Genomic DNA, 20,027 nt, shown 5'->3' on the forward strand with positions numbered 1-20,027 from the left:
AAGAGTCGATCAGCAACAAGAACATCTCTTGTCTTCATGACTGACTTCAGTCATGTGGTGCTAGGGTCAATGCGTGACTTCACGCAAACGACATGCGAAGATCGTCGAGTCACTCCGGTCGACCGGAGTGGCCTCGGTACGCGAACTCGCCGAGAACCTCCAGGTCAGCGAGTCCACGATTCGCCGGGACCTGACCCTCCTCGACCGCAACGGCGAGCTGCTCCGCACCTACGGCGGAGCGGCCCTGTCGCCGCACGGGGCCGCGGAGGCCGCCGGTGCGGAGGTGGAGCACGAGACCCCGTTCGACCTGGTCATGTCGCGTGACGAGGCACTGAAGGAGGCGATCGCCGAGGAGGCCGTGAAGCTGGTCGAGGACGACAGCGTGATCGTCCTCGATATCGGGACCACCCCCCTGGCCATCGCCCGCCGGCTGCGCGGCCGCCCCGTCACCGTCATCACCAGCAGCCTGCCGGTGCTCGACGTACTCCGCGACGACGACGCCGTACGGCTGGTGATGCTCGGCGGGGTGCTGCGCCGCAACTACCAGTCCCTCGTCGGCTCCCTCACCGAGCAGGCACTCCGCCAGGTCAGCGCCGACCTGCTCTTCCTGAGCTGCACCGGGGTGCGGCCGAACGGTCATGTGGTGGACAACATGGCCGTCGAGGCCCCCCTGAAACAAGCCATGATCGAGACCGCCGGAAAGGTCGTCCTGGTCGCCGTCGAGACCAAGTTCCCCGGCACCGGATCGCTGCGCGTGTGCTCGCTCTCCGACCTCGACGTCCTGATCACCACCAGCGGTGCCGACCCCAACACGCTCCAGCTCTGCCGCGAGGCGGACGGAAAGGTGATACTCGCATGAAGTTGACCGTCCTCGGCGGCGGCGGGTTCCGCGTGCCCTACGTCTACCAGGCCCTGCTGCACGACCAGGGCTCCCCCCGTATCGACGATGTGTGGCTGTACGACACCGACCCGGCCCGGCTCAAGGCCATGGCCGAAGTGCTCGCCCAGTTCGCCGACGGCCATGCCGACGCGCCCAGGGTGACGGTCAGCACGTCGCTCGACGACGCCCTGGAGGGCAGCGACTTCGTGTTCGCCGCCATCCGCGTGGGCGGGCTTGCGGGGCGGATGTGCGACGAGCGGGTCGCCCTCGACCTCGACGTCCTCGGCCAGGAGACCACCGGCCCGGGCGGACTGGCTTATGGGCTGCGCACCATCCCCGTCATGCTCGACATCGCGCACCGGGTACGGCGGCTGGCCCCGCACGCCTACGTCATCAACTTCACCAACCCGGCGGGCATGATCACCGAGGCGATGCAGAGCGTCCTCGGCGACCGGGTCCTCGGCATCTGCGACACGCCGTCAGGCCTGGGCCGCCGCATCGCCACGACCCTCGGCCTCGACCCGTCCCGGGCCCAGTTCGACTACGTCGGCCTCAACCACCTCGGCTGGATGCGCCGCGTGCTGCACGACGGCGAGGACATCCTGCCCCGGCTGCTCGCCGACGACCGGCGCCTCGGCGACCTGGAGGAGGGCGTGGTCTTCGGGCGCGAGTGGCTGCGCGACCTCGGAGTGATCCCCAACGAGTATCTGTACTACTACTACTTCAACCGGGAGGCCGTACGGTCCATCCTCGACGCTCCGCAGACCCGCGGTGAGTTCCTCGCCCGCCAGCAGCGGGAGTTCTACCAGCGGGTGACGGAGGCCGCCGGAGGCGCGGCCGTGTCGCTGTGGCGGAAGACCATCGCCGACCGCAGCGCCAACTACATGGCCGAGGCCAAGGGCGCCGTCCAAGGGGAGGCCCAACCGGACGAGGACTTCCGGCCGGACCCCGCGCACCAGGGGTATGCCGGGGTCGCCCTCGCGGTGATGGCCGCGATCAGCCGCAATGAACGCGCCACGATGATCCTCAACGTACGCAACGGAACCACCGTCTCCGGGCTCCCCCACGACGCCGTCGTCGAGGTGCCGGTGACCGTTGACGCCAACGGGGTCCACCCGCTCACCATCACCCAGCCCGATCTCCACCAGACCGGGCTGATGCAGCAGGTCAAGGCGGTCGAGCGGCTCACCATCAGCGCCGCTGTCACCGGCTCCCGGACCGATGCCGCCAAGGCGTTCTCCCTCCACCCGCTGGTCGACTCGGTGACCGTCGGCCGCAAGCTGCTCGACGGCTACATCGACCGCATCCCCGAAGTGGCCGAGGTCCTCGGCGGCAAGACGTCCTAGCGGCGACTAGGGGGTGTCCGGTGGGTCTTTCCCCTCCCCGCCCCTTCCCGCGGCATCGATTTGCGGCTCCGCCGCGTGGCAGGGGCTTCGCCCCTGGACCCCGGGGTCTGGGGGCGAAGCCCCGCCTTCCAGCCTCTCCGGCGCTTGAGGAGCGGGGTCTGGGGCGGAGCCCCAGTTGTGGGAAGGGGCGGGGAGGGGAGCAGCCCGCCGCAGGCGTGCGCGTACCGCCGGGCCCTGGGGCTCAGCCGTGGGAGACGGTCAGCCCGTAGAAGCCGACGCGTGCCCCGTTCGTCGTGCTGTCGGAGGACGACTGGTTGTAGGAGCCCGCCTTGAAGTACTGCTTGTACGGGAAGAACGACGACGGGATGTCGTAGTGCGTCGTGCTGCCGTTGACCGTCAGGTCGATGGTGTCGCCGCCGGAGACGCCGATCGTGTAGTTCCAGGTCTTGCCGACCGACACATGGCCCACGTTGTGCAGGGTCTGGCCGCCGTCGGGGGAGTTCTCGGTGCCGAGGACGATGTCGCCGTTGGCGCGGTAGTACAGCTCCACCAGCGGCTTCGTGGAGGAGCCGCCCGAGCCGAGGTGGATCTGGCCGACGCAGACGTTCTTCGTCACCGACACCACGCGCAGCGTCGCCTGAAGCTTGTGCGAGCCGCCCAGCGACCAGTCCGCGGCGCCGCCGTTGCGGTTCATCTCGCGCAGCTCGGAGCGGGCGTAGTGGGAGTTCGGGGTGGTGACGCCCTTTTCGGGCGCCCAGAACGTCATCGCCCCGTCGCGCTTGTCGGTGTAGAAGTAGTCGTCCTGGAATCCGCTCTCCCCCTGGAGCCGGGACGAGGGGATGGTCGTCGGCTTGCCCGGGGAGCCGACCGGCTCCTGGAGTTGCCACACCGAGAGGTCGAAGTTGCCGCCCGGCGCCTTCGACGGGTCGGCGAAGGCGGATGCGGGGGACGTGGCGGTGGGGGAGGCGCCGGCGGGGCCCGCGAGGGCCAGGCCACCGATGGCGGTGGTGACGGTCGCCAGCGCGGTGAGCAGCGTACGGATGCGCATGGGAATTGCCTTCCCGTGGGGGGTTGGTATGGGCCGCTGGTATGGACCGCGGTCCATGTATATGAAGTTGGTGTTTCATTGTGAACGCTGAGATGTGACGAGACGGTAGAGTCGTGGTGTGTCCGCGTCAATCCTCCGGGCGGGTTCGTTCGGAGGGGTGCCGGTCTTTCGCTCCGGCTCGCGAAAACCATGTGTCAGCCGGCCGCGGGGTGCGCTATGTTCCGCGTGTTCCGCGTGTTCCGCGTGTTCCGCGTGTTCCGCGTGGCGATTCCACCAACTGTCATCAACGACTGGCATCAGAGGACTGAAGCCCATGAACTCGGCGTCCCCCAGCGGCCGCCGTCGGCACTGAGCGATCGGTGCCAACACCCCGTCTCCTCACGGCGGCCCCACGTATCCGTACACCGCTTCCTTCCGCGGCGCCTTCCGCCGCGTTGATCCGTGAGGTCACTTCACCATGGGCACTGACGTCCAGAGTTTCGCCGTAGCCAACCTTCGCCGCCGCCCCGTGCTTGTCGAGGTCGGGGGCTTTGTGGCGGGGTTCGACCCCGGCACCACCAGCCCGTACATCAACTACGCGACCCCGCTTCCCGGCGCCCGGCCCACCGGCCGGGAGGTCATGGAGCTGATCGAGGCGTTCCGGGTACGTGAACTCAAGCCCCGGCTCGAATTCGCGCCGGACGCCGCGCCCGAGGTGGAACCCGCGCTGCGGGAGGCGGGGTTCGGGGTGGAGGCCACGCACGCGTATCTGGTGTGCACTCCGGAACGGCTCGCCGTTCCGCGGGGCACGGCGGCCGTTGCGGTGGCGGTTCCGGCCACGGACGAGGACTACCGGGCGATCGACGCCGCGCTGTCCGAGGCGTTCGCCAGTGATTTCGCCGCCTCCGAGGAGGGGGCGGCCCGGCTGCGCCGCGTCCAGGAGGACGGCGGCGCGGTCCGGTTCGTCCGGGCGCCCGACGGGGGCTGCGCCGGCGGGGCCACCTGCTCGGCTCCCGCCGTGGGCACCGCCGAACTGGCGGGCGTGGGCACCCGTCCCGCCTTCCGCGGCCGGGGCATCGCCGCCGCGGTCACCGCCGCGCTGACCGAGACGATGTTCGCCCGGGGCGCGCGGTCGGTCTGGCTGGAGTACTCGGGGGAGGGCTCGCGCCGGGTGTACGAACGCGTTGGGTTTGAGGCGTGGGGGACGCGTCTGTATATGAGTCTCGAGAGCTGAGGTCAGGGGGGCGGCGGATCTTTCCCCTCCCCGCCCCTTCCCGCGGCACCGATATGCGGCTCCGCCGCGTGGCAGGGGCTCCGCCCCTGGACCCCGGAGTCTGGGGCGGAGCCCCACCGCGTGGTGGAGCCGGATGTCGGGGCTTTCCCGTTCCCGCTGTCAGGGGCTCTGCCCCTGGATCCTGGAGGCGGATCCGCACCGCGTGGCGCTGTCATGGGTTTCGCTTCTGGCCCCTGGGGTCTGGGGCGGAGCTGCGCCACGTGGCGGAGCCGGATGTCGATGCCTTCCCCTTTCCGCCGTCAGGGGCTTCGCCTCTGGACCTCGGGGTCTGGGGCGGAGCCCCAGTTTCGGGGAGGGGCGGGGTGGGGAACAGACCGCCGCAGGCGTCACCATCCGCCGGGCACCCCTAGCGCGGGGCCGCCGCCTCCAGCTCGTCCACGCTGCCGGACATGACCGTGCGGATATGGCCGGTGAGATGCTCAAGCGGCCAGTCCCACCACGCCACAGCCAACAGCCGGGCGACGTCCTCGTCGTCGTAGCGGCGCCGGATGAGCTTGGCCGGGTTACCGCCGACGATCCCGTAGTCGGGAACGTCGTCCACCACCACGGAACCGGAGGCGATGACCGCGCCGTGCCCGATACGCACCCCGGGCATCACCATCGACCGGTATCCGAACCAGACGTCATGGCCCACCACGGTGTCGCCCCGGCCCGGCAGGCCCGTGATCAGGTCGAAGTGGTCGGCCCACGAGCCACCCATGATGGGGAAGGGGAACGTGGACGGCCCGTCCATGCGGTGGTTGGCGCCGTTCATGATGAACCGCACCCCTTCGCCCAGCGCGCAGAACTTCCCGATGACCAGCCGCTCCGGCCCGTAGTGGTACAGCACATTGCGGGTCTCGAACGCGGTGGGCTCATCCGGGTCGTCGTAGTACGAGAACTCCCCGACCTCGATCAGCGGCGAGGTGATCAGCGGCTTGAGCAGCACCACCCGTGGCTGCTCGGGCATCGGGTGCAGCACGGTCGGGTCGGCGGGTATGGCCGGCATCGCGCATCGCCCTTTCTCGTCGGGGGCAGGGGGCAGGCGTCATGATCGCAAGCTCGGCCCCCGGTGTCGCGCGTATTTGGCGGGGGCGGCCCCGAGGCAACCCGAGCGCGCTCCCTGGAGTCCTTGAGCGGTGAAGCCCGTCCGCTCGATCCGCCTTGCGAGGTGTCGCCGTGCGTTCGTCCGTTCCCGTCGCCGCCGTGGCCGTGTCCGTGCTGCTGCTCGCCGGGTGCAGCGAGGGCGGTCACGAGGGGCGGAGGCCGGTGGAGGGGGCCACCGAGGGGGCAACCAAGGGAGCCGCCGGTGCCTCGCTCGGCGACTTCAACGGCGACGGTTACGACGACTTCGCCACCGCCATCCGCCCCACCAGCGCCTCCCGGGGACCGCTGCCCGCCCGGCTCGCGGTGGTCTACGGCGGGGCGCACGGCCTCGACCCGCGGCACCGCCTCGTCGTGAACGGCGCCGAGGACGACTACGTGGGCCCCCTGCTGCGCACCGATCTCGACCGGGACGGATTCACCGACCTGGTGACGGCTCGCTTCCGGTACGGCGGTTCGCCGCGGGCCGAGCGGACGGGGGAGACGGTGGTGCTGCGCGGCGGGCCCCGGGGGCTGGCCGCGCCGCGCCCCCTCGGTGGCGGCGCGGCCGGATTCCTGGCGCTGGCCGTGGGGGACTTCGACGGGGACGGCGCGGCCGACCTGCTGGCCTCGGCGGCCGACGGCCAGGGTGACGGCCGGGCCGATGGCGAGGGTGACGCCCAGGACGTCGTACGCGTGCTGTACGGGCCGTTCGGCACCAACGCCCACCCCGCCCGTACCGCCCCGCTCCCCACCGGCCCCACCGACCGGCCCCGCCGTGGCGCACCCGCCACCGCCACGGCCGGGGACTTCAACGGCGACCACCGCACCGATGTGGTGCTGACCTACCGCTACGGCCTCGGCCAGGCGGACCAGCCGGACCAGCCGGACCAGCCGGAACCCGGCGACACCGCCCCCCTCGACACCCCCGTCGCCCACTACCGAGGTGGCCCCAAGGGCCTGGTGCGGGACAAGCGGCCCGAGGCGCGCCTGGCCCATGCCCTCGGCACGGAGGACGGCCCGCGCGAGCCCGCGGCCGGGGATGCCGACCACGACGGGATCGACGATCTGCTCGCGCCCGGCCAGGGGACCCTCGGCCCCGGCCGCCACCGTGGCTCCGGGCGGCTGACCGTCGTCCACGGCGCCAAGTCCGGTCTGGGCCGGGGGCGGGCGGATCTCACCGTCGATCAGTCCGGTCCGGGCATGCTCGGCGACGCCCGGCGCGGCGACGGCTTCGGCGGCTCCCCGGCCGTGGGCGACATCACCGACGACGGCCGCCCCGACCTCGTCGTGGCCATCCCGGAGAAGCACAACGGCAACGGCCGGCTCACCCTGCTGCCCGGCTCACGGCACGGGCACGGCGGCGAGTACGCCCCCGACCCGGACAAGAGCCCGCAGAGCCCGCAGAGCCCGCAGAGCCCGCGGAACCCGCACCGGGAGCCCGGCCGGGAGCAGTCCCTGGACCTGGACACCCCCGGGGTGCCCGGCCGGCACACCCCGTACGGCTTCGACGCCTTCGCCCCGCAGCCCCCGCTGCTCGACGTCGACGGGGACGGACACGACGATGTGGTCGCCGCCGCGCCCGGCTACGGCCACGGCAGGACGGGCGGCTTCTGGATCTTCCGGGGGACCGGCCACGGGCTCTCCACCCGGGACGTACGCCGCTTCACCCCCGCCGACCTGGGCATACGCTTCCGGACGGCCTAGCCCCTCGAAGCGATGCCGACTCACCACCGGCCCGCCACCGGCCCACCACCCGCCCGGAATAACGGCGGGCAGTGGCGGGGTTACCGTGCATGTGGCATCTGCCGACGTACGGAAGCGGGTAACGCAGGCATGAGCACTAGCACCGTCGAGCTCACCAAGGACAACTTCGACGAGATCGTGTCCGGGAGCGAATTCGTTCTGATTGATTTCTGGGCCTCCTGGTGCGGGCCGTGCCGGATGTTCGCGCCCATCTACGAGAAGGCCGCCGAGCGCCACCAGGATCTGCTGTTCGCCAAGGTCGACACCGAGGCCCAGCCCGAGCTGGCCGCCGCCTTCGACATCCAGTCCATCCCCACGCTGATGATCGTGCGGGAGAACATCGCGGTCTTCGCCCAGCCCGGCGCCCTCCCCGAGCCGGCCCTGGAGGACCTCATCGGCCAGGCCCGCGACCTGGACATGGACACGGTGCGCGCCTCCATCGCCGCCGCGGCGAACGAGAAGCACGCCATCGACGAGGAGAAGGAGCAGGGCGTCGCGGGCGCGGAGAAGGCATCCGGCGACCGTGGCTGAGCTGCTGCTGGTCCGGCACGGCGAAACCGAGTGGAGCCGGTCGCACCGGCACACCAGCCGGACCGATCTGCCCCTGACCCCGCGCGGTGAGGAGCAGGCGCGCGCCCTGCGCGGGCCGCTCGCCGCGCGGAAGATCGGGCTGATCCTGGTCAGCCCGATGGACCGGGCCGTGCGGACCGCGCGGCTCGCCGGGCTCGAGGATCTGACCGTCGAGCCCGACCTGCGCGAATGGGACTACGGCGGCTACGAGGGCATCACCACCGACGAGATCCACCGCACCCGCCCGGACTGGAACCTGTGGACCGACGGCGTGCCACCGGCCGGCCCGGACCACCCCGGCGAGTCGCCCGAGCGGATCGGGGCCCGGGTGGACCGGGTGCTCGCCCGGATCGCCCCCGAGCTGGCGACGGCGGACGGCGCCGATGTGGTGCTGGTGGCGCACGCCCACGTGCTGCGGGTGCTCACCGCCCGGCGGCTGGGCCTGCCCCCGTCCGCCGGTGCGCTCTTCCGGCTCGACACCGCGACCGTCAGTCGACTGGGAAGTGAGCATGGTCGCCCGGCCATGGTCGCCTGGAACGTAGGCTCGGAGGCGATCTCCGGACAGGGCGCGACCGCGAGCGGTGGCGCCCCCGCCGGGTGATCATCTCCGACCGTATACGCATACGTACGTCCGACAGGAAGCAGGGAACAGCGAGCATGGCTACGACGCGTACCGCGCACACCGTCTGGCAGGGCAATCTGGCCGAGGGCAAGGGGACCGTCACCTTCGACTCCTCCGGCATCGGCGAGCAGCCGGTCTCCTGGCCGTCCCGCGCCGAGCAGGCCAATGGCAAGACCAGCCCCGAGGAGCTGATCGCGGCGGCCCACTCCAGCTGCTTCTCGATGGCGCTCTCGCACGGCCTCACCCAGGCGGGCAACCCGCCCACCCAGCTGACCACCCAGGCCGAGGTCACCTTCCAGCCCGGCACCGGCATCACCGGTATCCACCTCACCGTCGAGGGCACGGTGGAGGGTCTGGACGAGGCCGCGTTCATCGAGGCGGCCGAGGGCGCCAAGAAGAACTGCCCGGTGAGCCAGGCGCTCGCCGGTACGGAGATCACGCTGTCGGCGAAGCTGGCCTGACGTCCTCCATACGCTGGAGCAGTCCCCAGGTGAACTCCGCCACATAGTGGCGGAGTTCACCGTTCTCCGCCTCCGGCGCGTCGAAGGCGAGCCGCCAGCGGGTGGGCGCCGAGCCCTCCATGGGCCGCGCGGGCGCGAAGGCGCGCGCCACCTCGTCCACCGTGCAGGACCAGGGCCGCAGATCGGCGGCCGTACGCAGCCGGGGTCCGGGCGCGCCCGGAGCGCGCACCAGCCACTCGTTCCACACCGCCCCGTTCGGCGCGGTGAGCACCTCGAACCGCAGATCCGGCCACAGCGGTACGGACCAGCTCAGCGCCTCGCAGGTCAGATCGCCGATCCGGCGGGTGGCAGTGGACTCGGGCGGGCCCAGCACCGAGCGGTAGCGGGCCACCGCCGAGCGCCGCCGCGGCGAGCGCTGCATGGCCTGCCAGCGGCGGTTGGTCTCGCGCATCACCGCACGCCCGAAGCCCAGCTCGCGCAGCGCGTCCTCGACCAGCCCCGGCTGATGGTCGGCCATCCGGCGCAGCAGCACGAGGACGAAGGGGAAGGGGGACGGGAACGAGTCGGGCTGAGCGAATGAGCCGGGCGCGGAATCCATGGCTCCTATCGTGGCGTACGGGCTCGCGGTGCTGTGGCGTACGGGCTCGCGGTGCCGTGGGGTACGAGCTTGCCGTGCCGTGGCGTACGGGGCGCCCCGCCCGGTGGCGCAAGCGCTTCCCATCGCATCGCGCCTTTGCCGGACCATTGCCGGGGGAAGTCCCCTCCGCATAACCTGTGTTCGCGATACCGGCCACCGGCCGGAATCTCGAACGCTTGCCATCTGAACCAGAAGGGGAGGGCGAGCATTATGGGACGCCTGGTGCCCGCGGTGACACGGGCTCTGGACATACTCGAGCTCTTCCTGGACGGGGACGGCACGCTCTCCGCACCCGAGATCACCCGTCGGCTCGGGCTGCCCCGTACGACGGTCCATGAGCTGGTGACCACTCTGGCCGCCCGCTCCTATCTGGTCCAGGTTCCCGACCAGCCCGGCCGCTATCGGCTCGGGGTCCGGCCGTACCAGCTGGGCAGCCGCTACGCCGAGCAGCTCGACCTGGCCGCCGAGGGCCAGCAGGTGGCCCGGAGCGTCGCGGAGACCTGCGACGAGACCGTGCATGTCGCGATCCTCGAGGGCATGGACGTCATCTACATCGCCAAGGTCGACTCCACCCACGCCGTCCGCATGGTCTCCGCCGCGGGCCGTCGGCTGCCCGCCCACTGCACCTCGGTCGGCAAGATGCTGCTCGCCTCCCTCCCGGAGGACGCCCTGGCCGCGCGGCTGTCCGGCGATCAGCCGCTGGCCGCGATGACGGACAACAGCATCACCGCCCCCGCCGAACTGCGCCGCCACCTCGCCGCCGTGCGCGAGCGCGGTATCGCGGTCGAGCAGCGGGAGTCCAATCCGGATGTGAACTGCGTGGCGGCTCCCGTACGGGACACCACGGGAAAGGTGGTCGCGGCGCTGTCGATCTCGGTGCCGACGATCCGCTGGAGCGATGAGCGCCAGGCCGAGCTGGAGGAGCTGGCGGCCAAGGGCGCGGGTGAACTGTCGGTGCGGCTGGGACATCGGAGGCGGGCCATATGAGCACACGGCCATTGAGCACACGCCCATCGAGCACACGGCCATTGAGCACACGCCCATCGAGCACACGGCCATTGAGCACACGGCCATCGCTCGAGATCGCGGTGCGCGCGAGCGCCGTGCTCGGTGAGGGCCCCACCTGGGACGCCGCCGCCCAGCGGCTGATCTGGGTGGACATCCTCTCCTCCCGCGTCCACACCTACGACCCCGCCACCGGCCGCCGCACCACGCTGGGCACCGAGCAGCACGTCGGCGCGGCCAAGCCCCGCGCGGGCGGCGGTCTGGTGGTCAACCTGCGCGACGGCATCGGGCTGTACGGGGCGGACGGCGGCTTCGACTGGCTGCTGCGCGAGGCGGTCCCCGGCCGCCGGGGCAATGACGCCGCCGTCGCGCCCGACGGCTCGCTCTGGGCGGGCACCATGCGCTACGACGAGGGGGCCGGCGGCGGCACGCTCTCCCGGATCGGGGCCGACGGGTCCCATACGGAGTTCCTGCCGGAGGTGACGGTCAGCAACGGCATCGGCTGGAGCCCGGACGGCCGCCTCATGTACTACATCGACACCCCCACCCGCCGTATCGACGTCTTCGACGTCTTCGACGTCGAGGACCCCGATGGTCCGGTGGTCTCGGGCCGGCGGCCGTTCGCCGAGGTCGAGGAGGGCGCGGGGTTCCCGGACGGGCTGTGCGTGGACGCCGACGGCGCGGTGTGGGTCGCCCTGTGGGACGGTGCCGCGATCCGTCGTTACGCCCCTGACGGGACACTCGATCGGGTGGTGGAGCTGCCGTTCCCGCGCCCGACCGCGTGTGCCTTCGGCGGTGCGGACCTCACCGACCTGTATCTGACCTCGGCACGCGTCGGCCTCGGCGCCGCCGCGCCGCCGCTCGCCGGGTCGCTGCTGGTCATCCCGGGTGCGGGGCAGGGGTTGGCGCAGCCCGCGTTCGGCGGCTGAGCGATTGTCTTGGGCGGCTGAGCGGGGCCGGGCGGGGCCGAGCGGACCCCGACCGTCCCCGGGCCAGAGGCCTGACGAGGGCTTTCGTACGGTTCTTTGCACAGGATCCTCACACTTCGCGTCCTGCTGACCTACCCGCTGGTCACATAACCTTCCCGGCGAAATGGATTACTGCTCTCCTTGCCGCCGCCATCTCAACGGTGCCGTCTCCTGCCCTGGATGCGGGAGGCCCGTCGAGGACCTCGGGCTGCCCTCTGCCGCGTCGGACGCGGCGGACGAGGGCGGCGGCGGGGCCGAGGCGCCCGCCACGCGGGCGGAACGGCGGACGGAACGGCGTACGGCCCAGACTTCCCGCGCCTCCGGCACCACTCGCGCCTCGCGCCGGAAGCCCAAGTCCCGGGGCCTCTTCGGCCGCCGCGCCCGTCGGGCCCGCCGGGGCCGGGGGCGCCGGGTGGCGATCCTGGCGTCGGTGCTCGGCCCGGTGCTGGTCGCGGTGTTCGTGGCCGAGCTGGCCACCGAGGGGCACTGGCGGGAGTCCTCCCCGGCGCCCAGGCGGCAGGAGCCGGTGGCCGACCGCGACGGCGGCGTGACGGAATCGGCCGAGACGATCGTCCAGGACACGACCGGCCCGGGCGCGGGCCCCTCGGCGGGGGACGGCGAGGACGGAAAGTCGTCCAAGGACAAGGACGAGGGCAAGGGCAAGGGCAAGGACGGCGGGAAGTCCAAGGACGAGGACGACGACACTTCGGCCGATCCGGACGACGCCTCGCCCTCCGACCCGTCGGACGACTCCCCCTCGGCCCCGGGCGGCTCCGGGCCGACGCATCGGCCCACCACCCCGCCAAAACCGGGCCCCACCACCCCGGCGACCATCGCCCCGACACCGACCCCGACGCCTACGGAGACTTGCCAGCGCTTCCTGTGGTGGTGCACGTAGCGGACGTCCGACGGACCGCGCCGCCTGCGGCGGGCTGTCCCCTCCCCGCCCCTTCCCACAACTGGGACTCCGCCCCAGCCCCCGCCCCGGGACTCCGCCCCAGGTTCCTGGTCCGGGGTTCTGCCTCAGGCCCCGACCCGGGGTTCTGCCCCAGGTCCCTGGACGGGGGCTCCGCCCCAGCCCCCGATCCGGGGTTCTGCCTCAGGCCCTGGACGGGCGCTCTATCCCAGGGCCTGGTCCGGGGCTCTGCCTCAGGCTCCGTCCCGGGGCTCCGCCCCAGCCCCCGACCCGGGGCTCTGCTCCAGATCTCCCGGACCGGGGCTCCGCCCCAGGCCTCTGGACCGGGTGCCCCGGGCCCCGTCCCGGGGTTCTGCCCCAGGTTCCTGGTCCGGGGTTCTGCCCCAGGTCCCGGCCAGGGGTTCTGCCCCAGGCTCCGTCCCGGGGTTCTGCCCCAGGTCCCGGCCAGGGGTTCTGCCCCAGGCTCCGTCCCGGGGTTCTGCCCCAGGCTCCGTCCCGGGGCTCCGCCCCAGGTCCCGGCCAGGGGTTCTGCCCCAGGTCCCGTCCCGGGGCTCCGCCCCTTCCCTCAGCATCGGTGTGCGGCTCCGCCGCGCGGTGGGGTTCCGGCCCCAGGTCCCGGGGGCCAGACCCCGGGGTCCAGGGGCGGAGCCCCTGGTAGCGGGAAGGGGCGGGGAGGGGAAGAAAACATCGGTGAGCGGCTCCTCCGCGTGGCCCGCCGGGCACCCCGTACCCGGGCACCCCGTACCTGGGCACCCCGTACCCGGGCGGCCCGGCGATGGGCGTACGCGATGCCCCGCGGCCCGTCTCTACGGCGCGGTGCCCAGCATCCGTTTGAGCAGGTCCCGCAGCACCGTCCGCTCCTCGTCCGAGAGTTCCGCCAGCGGTTCGCGCGCGAAGTCGAGCGAGCCGCGGAGGCGTTCGGAGGTCTCCCGGCCCGCCTCGGTGGCGGCGGCCAGCTTGACTCGGCGGTCGGCCGGGTCCAGGCGGCGCTCGGCGAGGCCGCGCGACTCCAGGCGGTCCACGATCCCGGTGACGTTCGACGGCTCGCACTTCAGCTGCTGGGCGAGCCGGCGCATCGGCGTCGGGCCGCCGGTCAGCAGGCCCAGCACCCGGGCCTGCGCCCCGGTCAGGGAGTGCTTGGCCGCGGCCTCCTCGTATTCCTCGTGATAACGGGCCACGATGGTGCCGATGAGCTCGACGACCTCGAGGGTCAGCGGGTCGATGCGGGACGTCATGCCCACCAGGGTACCCATTTACTTGACAACATGAAATATCCAGCAGCATGATTGTTTCATCTGCTGAAACGTATGAGAGGCCCCTTCCATGTCCGTCATCCCCACCACCGGCCGTGAATGGCACCTGGTCGCCCGCCCCCAGGGGTGGCCGAAGCCGGAGGACTTCGCACTGCGCGAGGCCCCGGTCTCCGAGCCGGGTCCCGGACAGGCGCTGGTCCGCAATCTCTACATGTCGGTGGACCCGTACATGCGCGGCCGCATGAACGACGTGAAGTCGTACACGCCGCCGTTCAAGCTGGACCGGCCGATGGAAGGCGGCGCGGTCGGCAAGGTCGTCGCCTCCAACGCGGAGGGCATCTCCGTCGGCGACCACGTCCTGCACTTCGGCGGCTGGCGCGAGTACGCGACGGTGGACGCCAAGAGCGCCGTCAAGGTCGACCCCGAGGTCGCCCCGCTCCCCGCCTACCTCGGGGTGCTCGGCATGCCGGGCCTCACCGCCTACGCGGGGCTGCTGGAGGTCGCCTCCTTCAAGGAGGGCGACGCGGTCTTCGTCTCGGGCGCGGCGGGCGCGGTCGGCAGCGAGGTCGGCCAGATCGCCAAGCTCAAGGGCGCCTCGCGGGTGATCGGCAGCGCCGGTTCGGACGAGAAGGTCCGGGTACTGCTCGACGAGTACGGCTTCGACGCGGCGTTCAACTACAAGAACGGCCCGGTCGCCGACCAGCTGAAGGAGGCCGCACCGGACGGGATCGACGTCTACTTCGACAACGTCGGCGGTGAGCACCTCGAGGCCGCCATCGGCCGCCTCAAGGTGCACGGCCGGATCACCGTCTGCGGCATGATCTCGCAGTACAACGCCACCGAGCCGACCCCCGCCCCGCGCAACCTCGCGATGGTCATCGGCAAGCGGCTGCGGATCCAGGGCATGCTGGTCGGGGACCACCAGCACCTCCAGGAGCAGTTCTTCCAGGAGGTCGGCGGCTGGATCCGCGAGGGCAAGCTGCACTACCGCGAGACGGTCATCAAGGGGGTGGAGAACGGGGTGGAGGCCTTCCTCGGGATGCTCCGCGGGGAGAACACCGGCAAGATGATCGTCGCCTTCGAGGACTGACGGTTCGGCCGCCCCTGCCACTCGTATGGCAGGGGCGGTCCCGGCTATCGCAGCACCACCGTCGTCAGCGACCGCCCCGGCAGTTCGACCGCCAGCCGTCCCTCGCGGACCCGCGCGGTTCCGACGCGGCTGAGGGCGTGCGTCTCGTCCGTCCGGTAGACCGCGCCCCGGGCAGGACCGCTGTCGGCCCCACGTAGCGCGTAGTCCGTGCGCACCGGCTCCGCACCGGTGTTGAGGATCTCCAGGACCCGCCGGCCGTCCCGGTTCCGGAAGGCCGTCGTCTTCACCCCGTCCGTCCCGGAGTCCGCCGCGACCCGTACCGCCCCGGGCCGGATGAAACGGCTGTACGCGGCCAGGGCCCACAGCCGCTTGGAGACGTGGTAGTCCGGGCCGTCCAGCTGGATCAGCCCCCTGGTGGCGCCCACCGACGCGCCGAACCAGTACACATACCCACTCGCCCCCGCGTCCGCGAGCGTCGTGTGGATCGCCTCCGCCACCGCCAAGCCGTCGTAAGCGCTGCCGTCGTCCCATGCCTCGTTCCACGTCGTCCCGTTGGGGCTCCACTCCGACATCCAGGTGCGGCGGCTCGTCGGCAAGGGCTGGTCGGAGGGGGTGACGTACGGATGGCCCGTATGCACTGCGACCTGGTCCGCGGCAGCGCCGTCGGCCTCGATCGCGGCGGAGAACGCCGCCTGCTCGTCCCATCCCGCCGCGTCGCAGCACACCAGGTTGATCCCGGCCCGCCGCACCGTGGGGCCGATCGCCTTGACCACCTCGACCGCCTGTTCCGGGGTGAACCGCATCGAGGCGTAGGACGTGGCGAGGTCCGGCTCATTGGTGAAGCCGAGGTCGGTGATGCGTATGCCCTCCTGGCGGTAGAACTTCGCGTACTGCACCAGGTAGTCGGCGTACGCCCGTCGCCACTCCGGCTTCAGCGTGCCGCCGTTCGCGTCCGTCCCGTTCGTCTTCATATAGCCCGGCGCGCTCCAGGCGTCGGCGTAGAAGCGCTTGACGCCGTACCGCCGCGCCTCCTTGGCCAGCCACACCTGGCCCCCGTCGTCACCGTCCCACTCATAGCGCGGGGGCGCGTCCGGGCCGCCCGGGTCGGTGGGCTGGATGGACTTCATGTGGTCGTAGACCTCGTCGGAGGACGAGCCGATGCCGAGCCGCAGAATGCTCAACCCGGCGCCCGTGGCGCGGTTCAGCAGCAGATCCAGCACCTCGCGCTGGTGTTCCGGGGTCAGGCCCTGTGCGCCGTGCATCAGATCGGCGCGCTGGAACGCCTGCGAGAAGCCGAAACCGTCGATGGGCTGGAGGCGCCTTCCGAAATCCACGGTGCCGCCGCGGAGCGGTTCCGCGGCGGCGGACGGTGCGATGAGCGGGAGCAGTGCGGCGGCGAGCGTGCCGACGAGGGCTGTGCGGACCGAAGTGATCACGAAAACTCCCCTTCCCGGCTCCGAAAAGTTCCGGAACGTTTCCGTAACGTCGGCCGCACGCTAGAGGCGGCGGTGAGGCGGGTCAAGGGATCGCTCACGAGGTGATGGGTCGGGGGCGGGCGGGTACCCGGGGAACCGAAAGAGCTCGGAACGATGGAAAACGACGGACAACGACGGAAACGACGGAAACGACGGACGACGACGGGAAAGGTGGCCCCATGTCCACGACGGCCGGTCCGGAACAGCCTCGGTCCGCCGCGCAGGTACTGGTGGCGGTGAGCGGAATCTCGCGGGACGACGCCGAGGCCGTCTTCGGCGTGCTGCGCACGGCGTACGCGTCCGACCAGGCGACCGCGGATCTTCCGCAGGACGCGGGGGAGGGGCGGCCCACGGTGTGGACGTCCGTCTTCGAGGTGGCCGACCCGCGCGCGGAGCCGCGCCCGGCCTCCCTGACGGCCCCCGTCACCGCCGACCTCCAGGGCGGCCCCCTCCAAGTGCGGCAGATGGCGGACGTCCTGGCCCGCGCCTTCGAGGTGCGCGAGCAGGGCGCGGTGGCGGGCGACCAGGAGCGGGAGCTCCGGCTGAGGCTGTCCAACACCGGCATCCGCCCGTCGTAGGGGGCGTGGCTGAGCGGGACGTGGCTGAGCGGGGCGATGCTGAGCGGGGCGAGGCGCCCGGCAGGGCGGCGCACGCATAATCGGTTGCCCGTTGACGACGGCGGCGGATGCAATGTCCGGCATGGTCACCCAGGCGCGCCCACCACGGCGAGACGGATCACCCGTCCGGATCGGAGCGCTCGTTCCGCTGACCCGGCCCGGCTGGGCCGAGGCGGGTCACCATCTGCTCGCGGGCCTCGAACTGGCCGTACGCGATGTCAACGACGACGGCGGGATCGCCGGAAGGCCACTCGAACTGGTGGTCCGGGACACCGCGGCGGATCCGCGGAAGGCTGCGGCGGCCGTGGACGAACTCGCCCGCCTGGGCGTGGCCGCCGTGGCGGGGGAGTACCACAGCGTCGTCGCCCGTGCCGCCGCCGCCCGTGCCGACGCCCTCGGCCTGCCGTTCCTCTGCTCGTCGGCGGTTCTCGACGCGCTCACCGAACAGCCCACGGACTGGGTCGCGCGCCTCGCCCCGGCGCAGTCCCACGGCTGGCGGATCTACGCGGACTTCCTCCTCGGCGCGGGCCACCGCCGTATCGCCGTGGCTCACCAGCCGAGTGTCTACTGGGCGTCCGGGACCGGCATTCTGCGGGACCACCTCGCGCCACGCGGTGGCACCGTCATCGAACTCGACATGCGCGCGCTCGCCCCCGCGGCCGTGTGCGACGCACTCGTCGCCCATCGCGCGACTGCCCTCCTGCTTCTGGTCGGCCACCCGGAGCCGGCCGTGTCGATCGTGCGGTCCGTCCGCCGCGACCAGCGCCTCGCCGCGATCATGATGGGGGCTCCGGCCGGGCAGCCGGAGTTCGCCGAGTGGGCGGCGTCGCTGGGCGAGGACGGGGCCGGGATCCCGTTCCTGCGCTACCTGCCCGAGCGCCTCGGCCCACTCGGCGCACGGGTCGGGACGGCCCTTCGCGAGCGGCTGGGCGCGGCGCCCTCCTTCGTCGCCTTCGAGGGCTATGACACGGTGGCCGTCCTCGCCGAGGTGCTGCGCGCTCAGGGCACGGACCGGGCGGGCATCGCCGCGTCCTGGCCGCGTGTCGCGGTCGAAGGCACCCGCGGGCGGATCCGGTTCTCCCGTACGCCGGGCATCAGCGTGTGGCAATGGTCTTGGCCGCCGATCCAGGTCGTCGATCGGGATCCGGCGGAACCCGATCGCTTTCGGGTCCTTCACACCGGCTGAGCGCCGCACCGGCTAGGAGCTGTCCGGGCGATCATGTGACTGCCCTGTGCCTGAGTCGTTGTTGTGTGCATGGGGCGGGGTGATCTGACGGATGCGGAGTGGGAACGGTTGCGGCCGTTCCTGCCGGTGAGCAATAGGCGCGCCGCGACCAGCGCCTCGCCGCGATCATGATGGGGGCTCCGGCCGGGCAGCCGGAGTTCGCCGAGTGGGCGGCGTCGCTGGGCGAGGACGGGGCCGGGATCCCGTTCCTGCGCTACCTGCCCGAGCGCCTCGGCCCACTCGGCGCACGGGTCGGGACGGCCCTTCGCGAGCGGCTGGGCGCGGCGCCCTCCTTCGTCGCCTTCGAGGGCTATGACACGGTGGCCGTCCTCGCCGAGGTGCTGCGCGCTCAGGGCACGGACCGGGCGGGCATCGCCGCGTCCTGGCCGCGTGTCGCGGTCGAAGGCACCCGCGGGCGGATCCGGTTCTCCCGTACGCCGGGCATCAGCGTGTGGCAATGGTCTTGGCCGCCGATCCAGGTCGTCGATCGGGATCCGGCGGAACCCGATCGCTTTCGGGTCCTTCACACCGGCTGAGCGCCGCACCGGCTAGGAGCTGTCCGGGCGATCATGTGACTGCCCTGTGCCTGAGTCGTTGTTGTGTGCATGGGGCGGGGTGATCTGACGGATGCGGAGTGGGAACGGTTGCGGCCGTTCCTGCCGGTGAGCAATAGGCGTTGTGGCCGGTGGCGGGATCACCGGCAGGTGATCGACGGGATTCTGCACCGGGTGCGGACCGGGGTGCACTGGCGGGATCTTCCCGAGCGTTTCGGGCCGTGGAAGACCGTCTATGAACGCCACCGGCTGTGGTCGGCCGACGGCACGTGGGAGCGCCTGCTGCAACAGGTCCAGGCCGCTGCCGATGCCGCGGGCGAGATCGACTGGGACATTTCGGTGGACTCCACCATCGTGCGGGCCCACCAGCACGCGGCCGGTGCCCGGACCGAACCGCCGCCGACACTTGCATCAAAGGGGGCCGAGACGGCAGAACACCAGGGCGAAACGCCGTGGCAGAGCCTGCTCGCCCGGCTGGCGGAGGTGGTGCAGGAGGTGAGGGACTGGGCCGCTCGCGGGGCGGGTTCACCAGCAAACTCCACCTGAGCGCCGACGGCCGGTGCCGTCCATTGTCCCTGTTCATCACGCCGGGGCAACGGGCGGACTGCACCCAGTTCCAGACGGTGCTGGCAAAGATCCGCGTTCCGCGGGTCGGTCCGGGCCGGCCCCGCACGAAGCCCGACAGCATTGCGGCCGACAAGGGATACAGCAACGGCCCGTGCCGCGCATACCTGCGGCGCCGAGGCATCCGGCACACGATCCCGGAGAAGACCGACAGCCGGTCCGCCCGCCTGGGCAAAGGCTCACATGGCGGACGGCCACCCGGTTTCGACGAAGAGCGCTACAAGAAGCGCAACACCGTCGAACGAGCGATCAACAGACTGAAGCAGTACCGAGCCGTGGCCACCCGCTATGACAAGCGCGGCTACGTCTTCCTCGGCACTACAACCAGCGCGGCTCTGCTTATCTGGCTTCGGAGTTGACCAGCGACCTCACAAAGCGATCGGCCGATACGCCAGGGCCTGATCGACTACTTCATCAGCAGAAAGCTCCGGCTCCCGTGGCCAGAAGATCAAGCCGCTGACATGACCGGACGGGCATGCCAGCGCTCTGTCGAGCCGATCCAGCCAGCCGTCCACCTCGTCGTCCGAGGCGTAGTCCGCTTGCATGATCCGCTGCACGAGCGCGACCGCCTCCACGCGACTCATCTCCACAGCACTCATCAAGTCCCTCCACCGGGTCACCCTAGCGGGACGCGTGATCGCCCGGACAGCTCCTA

General features: G+C 71.7%; 20 protein-coding genes and 1 pseudogene. 15 read left to right on the forward strand and 6 right to left on the reverse strand.

Translation table 11 applies throughout. The features are described 5' to 3' along the window. Window positions 1–73: 73 nt before the first annotated feature. Entirely contained in the window at window positions 74–859 is a 786-nt protein-coding gene (locus ACT2CW_RS48390; RefSeq protein ID WP_414085166.1) for a DeoR/GlpR family DNA-binding transcription regulator, read from the forward strand. After that, window positions 856–2,226 (forward strand): 6-phospho-beta-glucosidase, encoded by a 1,371-nt coding sequence (locus ACT2CW_RS48395; RefSeq protein ID WP_445521203.1) that lies wholly within the window; start codon window positions 856–858, stop codon window positions 2,224–2,226. The genes ACT2CW_RS48390 and ACT2CW_RS48395 overlap by 4 nt, the downstream gene beginning before the upstream one ends. Window positions 2,227–2,467: 241 nt before the next feature. Here the strand turns inward: ACT2CW_RS48395 and ACT2CW_RS48400 are convergent, their stop codons facing one another. Then, window positions 2,468–3,274: a polysaccharide lyase family 7 protein gene (locus tag ACT2CW_RS48400; protein ID WP_445521204.1), complete on the reverse strand. Its 807-nt coding sequence runs from the start codon at window positions 3,272–3,274 to the stop codon at window positions 2,468–2,470. A 457-nt stretch (window positions 3,275–3,731) separates the two neighbouring features. Between ACT2CW_RS48400 and ACT2CW_RS48405 the strand changes: the two genes are divergently transcribed. After that, a complete protein-coding gene (locus tag ACT2CW_RS48405; RefSeq protein ID WP_445521205.1) occupies window positions 3,732–4,487 on the forward strand; it encodes a GNAT family N-acetyltransferase in 756 nt (251 codons plus the stop codon). A 406-nt stretch (window positions 4,488–4,893) separates the two neighbouring features. On the opposite strand, the gene ACT2CW_RS48410 is transcribed toward ACT2CW_RS48405, so the two are convergent. Beyond that, the gene (locus ACT2CW_RS48410) at window positions 4,894–5,535 is read right to left on the reverse strand and encodes a CatB-related O-acetyltransferase (protein WP_164429018.1); all 642 of its coding nucleotides are present in this window, start codon (window positions 5,533–5,535) and stop codon (window positions 4,894–4,896) included. A 170-nt stretch (window positions 5,536–5,705) separates the two neighbouring features. Here ACT2CW_RS48410 and ACT2CW_RS48415 point away from each other — a divergent pair, with 170 nt between their 5' ends. From ACT2CW_RS48415 to ACT2CW_RS48430, 4 genes are all read left to right on the forward strand, one after another. Next, window positions 5,706–7,316 carry an FG-GAP repeat domain-containing protein gene (locus tag ACT2CW_RS48415; protein ID WP_445521206.1) on the forward strand — a complete coding sequence of 537 codons (1,611 nt, stop codon included), beginning with the start codon at window positions 5,706–5,708 and terminating at the stop codon, window positions 7,314–7,316. 129 nt (window positions 7,317–7,445) lie between these two features. Beyond that, complete coding sequence (trxA, locus tag ACT2CW_RS48420) at window positions 7,446–7,886, forward strand: thioredoxin (RefSeq protein WP_164429014.1); 441 nt, start codon at window positions 7,446–7,448, stop codon at window positions 7,884–7,886. Next, on the forward strand, window positions 7,879–8,526 hold the full coding sequence (locus ACT2CW_RS48425; RefSeq protein WP_445521207.1) for a histidine phosphatase family protein: 648 nt from the start codon (window positions 7,879–7,881) through the stop codon (window positions 8,524–8,526). Before trxA ends, ACT2CW_RS48425 begins: the two co-directional genes overlap by 8 nt. 56 nt (window positions 8,527–8,582) lie before the next feature. Further along, on the forward strand, window positions 8,583–9,008 hold the full coding sequence (locus ACT2CW_RS48430) for an OsmC family protein (protein ID WP_164429010.1): 426 nt from the start codon (window positions 8,583–8,585) through the stop codon (window positions 9,006–9,008). Here ACT2CW_RS48430 and ACT2CW_RS48435 read toward each other — a convergent pair. Beyond that, window positions 8,983–9,606: a hypothetical protein gene (locus tag ACT2CW_RS48435; protein ID WP_445521208.1), complete on the reverse strand. Its 624-nt coding sequence runs from the start codon at window positions 9,604–9,606 to the stop codon at window positions 8,983–8,985. The two genes, ACT2CW_RS48430 and ACT2CW_RS48435, sit on opposite strands and share 26 nt — an antisense overlap. Window positions 9,607–9,855: 249 nt before the next feature. On the opposite strand from ACT2CW_RS48435, the gene ACT2CW_RS48440 reads away from it, so the two are divergent. The 3 genes from ACT2CW_RS48440 to ACT2CW_RS48450 all read left to right on the forward strand — a co-directional run bounded on the left by ACT2CW_RS48440 (window position 9,856) and on the right by ACT2CW_RS48450 (window position 12,516). After that, window positions 9,856–10,632 carry an IclR family transcriptional regulator gene (locus ACT2CW_RS48440; RefSeq protein ID WP_445521209.1) on the forward strand — a complete coding sequence of 259 codons (777 nt, stop codon included), beginning with the start codon at window positions 9,856–9,858 and terminating at the stop codon, window positions 10,630–10,632. 71 nt (window positions 10,633–10,703) lie between these two features. Next, a complete protein-coding gene (locus ACT2CW_RS48445; protein ID WP_445521210.1) occupies window positions 10,704–11,579 on the forward strand; it encodes an SMP-30/gluconolactonase/LRE family protein in 876 nt (291 codons plus the stop codon). A 163-nt stretch (window positions 11,580–11,742) separates the two neighbouring features. Next, window positions 11,743–12,516, forward strand: coding sequence for an SCO2400 family protein (locus ACT2CW_RS48450; RefSeq protein WP_445521211.1), 774 nt, complete (start codon window positions 11,743–11,745; stop codon window positions 12,514–12,516). An 824-nt stretch (window positions 12,517–13,340) separates the two neighbouring features. On the opposite strand, the gene ACT2CW_RS48455 is transcribed toward ACT2CW_RS48450, so the two are convergent. Continuing rightward, complete coding sequence (locus ACT2CW_RS48455) at window positions 13,341–13,769, reverse strand: MarR family winged helix-turn-helix transcriptional regulator (RefSeq protein WP_182472113.1); 429 nt, start codon at window positions 13,767–13,769, stop codon at window positions 13,341–13,343. Between the two features lie 88 nt (window positions 13,770–13,857). Here ACT2CW_RS48455 and ACT2CW_RS48460 point away from each other — a divergent pair, with 88 nt between their 5' ends. Further along, window positions 13,858–14,877: an NADP-dependent oxidoreductase gene (locus ACT2CW_RS48460; protein WP_164428999.1), complete on the forward strand. Its 1,020-nt coding sequence runs from the start codon at window positions 13,858–13,860 to the stop codon at window positions 14,875–14,877. Between the two features lie 44 nt (window positions 14,878–14,921). On the opposite strand, the gene ACT2CW_RS48465 is transcribed toward ACT2CW_RS48460, so the two are convergent. Continuing rightward, window positions 14,922–16,313: a glycoside hydrolase family 30 protein gene (locus ACT2CW_RS48465; RefSeq protein ID WP_445521212.1), complete on the reverse strand. Its 1,392-nt coding sequence runs from the start codon at window positions 16,311–16,313 to the stop codon at window positions 14,922–14,924. A gap of 218 nt (window positions 16,314–16,531) precedes the next feature. On the opposite strand from ACT2CW_RS48465, the gene ACT2CW_RS48470 reads away from it, so the two are divergent. The 4 genes and pseudogenes from ACT2CW_RS48470 to ACT2CW_RS48485 all read left to right on the forward strand — a co-directional run bounded on the left by ACT2CW_RS48470 (window position 16,532) and on the right by ACT2CW_RS48485 (window position 19,731). Then, a complete protein-coding gene (locus tag ACT2CW_RS48470) occupies window positions 16,532–16,930 on the forward strand; it encodes a hypothetical protein (RefSeq protein ID WP_445521213.1) in 399 nt (132 codons plus the stop codon). Window positions 16,931–17,042: 112 nt separating this feature from the next. Continuing rightward, window positions 17,043–18,155, forward strand: a complete 1,113-nt coding sequence (locus ACT2CW_RS48475; protein WP_445521214.1) for an ABC transporter substrate-binding protein — start codon at window positions 17,043–17,045, stop codon at window positions 18,153–18,155. Between the two features lie 140 nt (window positions 18,156–18,295). After that, window positions 18,296–18,730: pseudogene (locus tag ACT2CW_RS48480) on the forward strand (ABC transporter substrate-binding protein); the annotation flags it as partial. A gap of 69 nt (window positions 18,731–18,799) precedes the next feature. Next, window positions 18,800–19,731, forward strand: a protein-coding gene (locus ACT2CW_RS48485) for an IS5 family transposase (protein ID WP_445516655.1) whose coding sequence is annotated in 2 segments (ribosomal slippage) — window positions 18,800–19,177 and window positions 19,180–19,731 — 930 coding nt in all. Because the reading frame shifts where the segments join, the coding sequence is not laid out codon by codon here. Between the two features lie 9 nt (window positions 19,732–19,740). Here ACT2CW_RS48485 and ACT2CW_RS48490 read toward each other — a convergent pair. After that, window positions 19,741–19,971, reverse strand: a complete 231-nt coding sequence (locus ACT2CW_RS48490; RefSeq protein WP_445516656.1) for an e9imm peptide — start codon at window positions 19,969–19,971, stop codon at window positions 19,741–19,743. Window positions 19,972–20,027 lie beyond the last annotated feature (56 nt).

The sequence above is a fragment of the Streptomyces sp. NEAU-174 genome (assembly GCF_052665095.1).

What these genes read in the sequence shown, in the direction of transcription:
- ACT2CW_RS48405 (WP_445521205.1), top strand. Translation starts at nt 3,732, where the DNA reads ATGGGCACTGACGTCCAGAGTTTCGCCGTAGCCAACCTTCGCCGCCGC.
- ACT2CW_RS48435 (WP_445521208.1), bottom strand. Translation starts at nt 9,606, where the DNA reads ATGGATTCCGCGCCCGGCTCATTCGCTCAGCCCGACTCGTTCCCGTCC.
- ACT2CW_RS48400 (WP_445521204.1), bottom strand. Translation starts at nt 3,274, where the DNA reads ATGCGCATCCGTACGCTGCTCACCGCGCTGGCGACCGTCACCACCGCC.
- trxA (WP_164429014.1), top strand. Translation starts at nt 7,446, where the DNA reads ATGAGCACTAGCACCGTCGAGCTCACCAAGGACAACTTCGACGAGATC.
- ACT2CW_RS48440 (WP_445521209.1), top strand. Translation starts at nt 9,856, where the DNA reads ATGGGACGCCTGGTGCCCGCGGTGACACGGGCTCTGGACATACTCGAG.
- ACT2CW_RS48475 (WP_445521214.1), top strand. Translation starts at nt 17,043, where the DNA reads ATGTCCGGCATGGTCACCCAGGCGCGCCCACCACGGCGAGACGGATCA.
- ACT2CW_RS48450 (WP_445521211.1), top strand. Translation starts at nt 11,743, where the DNA reads ATGGATTACTGCTCTCCTTGCCGCCGCCATCTCAACGGTGCCGTCTCC.
- ACT2CW_RS48455 (WP_182472113.1), bottom strand. Translation starts at nt 13,769, where the DNA reads ATGACGTCCCGCATCGACCCGCTGACCCTCGAGGTCGTCGAGCTCATC.
- ACT2CW_RS48490 (WP_445516656.1), bottom strand. Translation starts at nt 19,971, where the DNA reads ATGAGTGCTGTGGAGATGAGTCGCGTGGAGGCGGTCGCGCTCGTGCAG.
- ACT2CW_RS48410 (WP_164429018.1), bottom strand. Translation starts at nt 5,535, where the DNA reads ATGCCGGCCATACCCGCCGACCCGACCGTGCTGCACCCGATGCCCGAG.
- ACT2CW_RS48430 (WP_164429010.1), top strand. Translation starts at nt 8,583, where the DNA reads ATGGCTACGACGCGTACCGCGCACACCGTCTGGCAGGGCAATCTGGCC.
- ACT2CW_RS48395 (WP_445521203.1), top strand. Translation starts at nt 856, where the DNA reads ATGAAGTTGACCGTCCTCGGCGGCGGCGGGTTCCGCGTGCCCTACGTC.
- ACT2CW_RS48470 (WP_445521213.1), top strand. Translation starts at nt 16,532, where the DNA reads ATGTCCACGACGGCCGGTCCGGAACAGCCTCGGTCCGCCGCGCAGGTA.
- ACT2CW_RS48460 (WP_164428999.1), top strand. Translation starts at nt 13,858, where the DNA reads ATGTCCGTCATCCCCACCACCGGCCGTGAATGGCACCTGGTCGCCCGC.